1 rRNA gene is annotated in these 3417 nt (G+C 56.7%); it reads right to left on the bottom strand.

The features are described 5' to 3' along the window. Window positions 1-22: 22 nt before the first annotated feature. Window positions 23-3145: ribosomal RNA gene (locus ABZY11_RS42720) — 23S ribosomal RNA — on the bottom strand. Window positions 3146-3417: the final 272 nt, after the last annotated feature.

The following is a 3417-nucleotide window of genomic DNA, read 5'->3' as shown; positions in this document are numbered from 1 at the left end:
AACACAGTGGACGCGAGCAACTGAGGACAAGCCCTCGGCCTATTAGTACCAGTCAGCTCCACCCGTTACCGGGCTTCCACATCTGGCCTATCAACCCAGTCGTCTACTGGGAGCCTTAACCAATCAAGTTGGTGGGAATACTCATCTCGAAGCAGGCTTCCCGCTTAGATGCTTTCAGCGGTTATCCTTTCCGAACGTAGCCAACCAGCCATGCCCTTGGCAGAACAACTGGCACACCAGAGGTTCGTCCGTCCCGGTCCTCTCGTACTAGGGACAGCCCTTCTCAATATTCCTACGCGCACAGCGGATAGGGACCGAACTGTCTCACGACGTTCTAAACCCAGCTCGCGTACCGCTTTAATGGGCGAACAGCCCAACCCTTGGGACCGACTCCAGCCCCAGGATGCGACGAGCCGACATCGAGGTGCCAAACCATCCCGTCGATATGGACTCTTGGGGAAGATCAGCCTGTTATCCCCGGGGTACCTTTTATCCGTTGAGCGACAGCGCTTCCACAAGCCACTGCCGGATCACTAGTCCCGACTTTCGTCCCTGCTCGACCCGTCGGTCTCACAGTCAAGCTCCCTTGTGCACTTACACTCAACACCTGATTGCCAACCAGGCTGAGGGAACCTTTGGGCGCCTCCGTTACTCTTTAGGAGGCAACCGCCCCAGTTAAACTACCCATCAGACACTGTCCCTGATCCGGATCACGGACCCAGGTTAGACATCCAGCACGACCAGAGTGGTATTTCAACGACGACTCCACAACCACTGGCGTGGCCGCTTCAAAGTCTCCCACCTATCCTACACAAGCCGAACCGAACACCAATATCAAACTGTAGTAAAGGTCCCGGGGTCTTTCCGTCCTGCTGCGCGAAACGAGCATCTTTACTCGTAGTGCAATTTCACCGGGCCTATGGTTGAGACAGTCGAGAAGTCGTTACGCCATTCGTGCAGGTCGGAACTTACCCGACAAGGAATTTCGCTACCTTAGGATGGTTATAGTTACCACCGCCGTTTACTGGCGCTTAAGTTCTCAGCTTCGCCGACCCGAAAGTCAGCTAACCGGTCCCCTTAACGTTCCAGCACCGGGCAGGCGTCAGTCCGTATACATCGCCTTACGGCTTCGCACGGACCTGTGTTTTTAGTAAACAGTCGCTTCTCGCTGGTCTCTGCGGCCACCCCCAGCTCATGAAGTAAATCCAATCACCAGGAATGGCCCCCCTTCTCCCGAAGTTACGGGGGCATTTTGCCGAGTTCCTTAACCATAGTTCACCCGAACGCCTCGGTATTCTCTACCTGACCACCTGAGTCGGTTTAGGGTACGGGCCGCCATGAAACTCGCTAGAGGCTTTTCTCGACAGCATAGGATCATCCACTTCACCACAATCGGCTCGGCATCAGGTCTCAGACTATATGCACGACGGATTTACCTACCGTGCGTCCTACACCCTTACCCCGGGACAACCACCGCCCGGGCTGGACTACCTTCCTGCGTCACCCCATCGCTTACCTAGTACAAGTCTGGTTCGTCGGCTCCACCACTACCCTCAACTCCGAAGAGATCGGGCCGGCTTCACGGACTTAGCATCGCCTGATTCAGTATTGGGCGTTTCAAAGCGGGTACCGGAATATCAACCGGTTGTCCATCGACTACGCCTGTCGGCCTCGCCTTAGGTCCCGACTTACCCTGGGCAGATCAGCTTGACCCAGGAACCCTTAGTCAATCGGCGCACACGTTTCTCACGTGTGTATCGCTACTCATGCCTGCATTCTCACTCGTGAACCGTCCACAACTCGCTTCCGCGGCTGCTTCACCCGGCACACGACGCTCCCCTACCCATCCGTACTCCCGTTGGGGATACATGTACGAATGACACGACTTCGGCGGTACGCTTGAGCCCCGCTACATTGTCGGCGCGGAATCACTTGACCAGTGAGCTATTACGCACTCTTTCAAGGATGGCTGCTTCTAAGCCAACCTCCTGGTTGTCTCTGCGACTCCACATCCTTTCCCACTTAGCGTACGCTTAGGGGCCTTAGTCGATGCTCTGGGCTGTTTCCCTCTCGACCATGGAGCTTATCCCCCACAGTCTCACTGCCGCGCTCTCACTTACCGGCATTCGGAGTTTGGCTAAGGTCAGTAACCCGGTAGGGCCCATCGCCTATCCAGTGCTCTACCTCCGGCAAGAAACACACGACGCTGCACCTAAATGCATTTCGGGGAGAACCAGCTATCACGGAGTTTGATTGGCCTTTCACCCCTAACCACAGGTCATCCCCCAGGTTTTCAACCCTGGTGGGTTCGGTCCTCCACGAAGTCTTACCTCCGCTTCAACCTGCCCATGGCTAGATCACTCCGCTTCGGGTCTTGAGCGTGCTACTCAACCGCCCTGTTCGGACTCGCTTTCGCTACGGCTTCCCCACACGGGTTAACCTCGCAACACACCGCAAACTCGCAGGCTCATTCTTCAAAAGGCACGCAGTCACGACATACAAGCAAGCTTGCATGCGACGCTCCCACGGCTTGTAGGCACACGGTTTCAGGTACTATTTCACTCCGCTCCCGCGGTACTTTTCACCATTCCCTCACGGTACTATCCGCTATCGGTCACCAGGGAATATTTAGGCTTAGCGGGTGGTCCCGCCAGATTCACACGGGATTTCTCGGGCCCCGTGCTACTTGGGTGTCTCTCAAACGAGCCGCTAATGTTTCGGCTACGGGGGTCTTACCCTCTACGCCGGACCTTTCGCATGTCCTTCGCCTACATCAACGGTTTCTGACTCGTCCCACGGCCGGCAGACCGTGGAAGAGAGATCCCACAACCCCGCATGCGCAACCCCTGCCGGGTATCACACGCATACGGTTTGGCCTCATCCAGTTTCGCTCGCCACTACTCCCGGAATCACGGTTGTTTTCTCTTCCTGAGGGTACTGAGATGTTTCACTTCCCCTCGTTCCCTCCACACTGCCTATGTGTTCAGCAGCGGGTGACAGCCCATGACGACTGCCGGGTTTCCCCATTCGGACACCCCCGGATCAAAGCTCGGTTGACAGCTCCCCGGGGCCTATCGTGGCCTCCCACGTCCTTCATCGGTTCCTGGTGCCAAGGCATCCACCGTGCGCCCTTAAAAACTTGGCCACAGATGCTCGCGTCCACTGTGCAGTTCTCAAACAACGACCAGCCACCCATCACCCCGCTCCGAAGAACAGGTTCACTGGGACCGGCAACTGAAGGCGACCAACACGGCCGTACCCTCAGATACCCAACAACGTGCCCGACCCGACCTGCCGTCCCCCACGTTCCACGCCGAAGCAGTACTAGTGAAAAACAACCTGTCGTGCCGAATAGTCAACGTTCCACCCATGAGCTGACCACCGCCGGACATTTGCCGACGTAGTGGCTCTGGATCC

Source organism: Streptomyces sp. NPDC006510 (genome assembly GCF_040611955.1).
GTDB lineage: Bacteria > Actinomycetota > Actinomycetes > Streptomycetales > Streptomycetaceae > Streptomyces.
The sequence above is the reverse complement of the archived record's forward strand: the minus strand, read 5'-3'. Positions and strand labels throughout refer to the sequence as shown.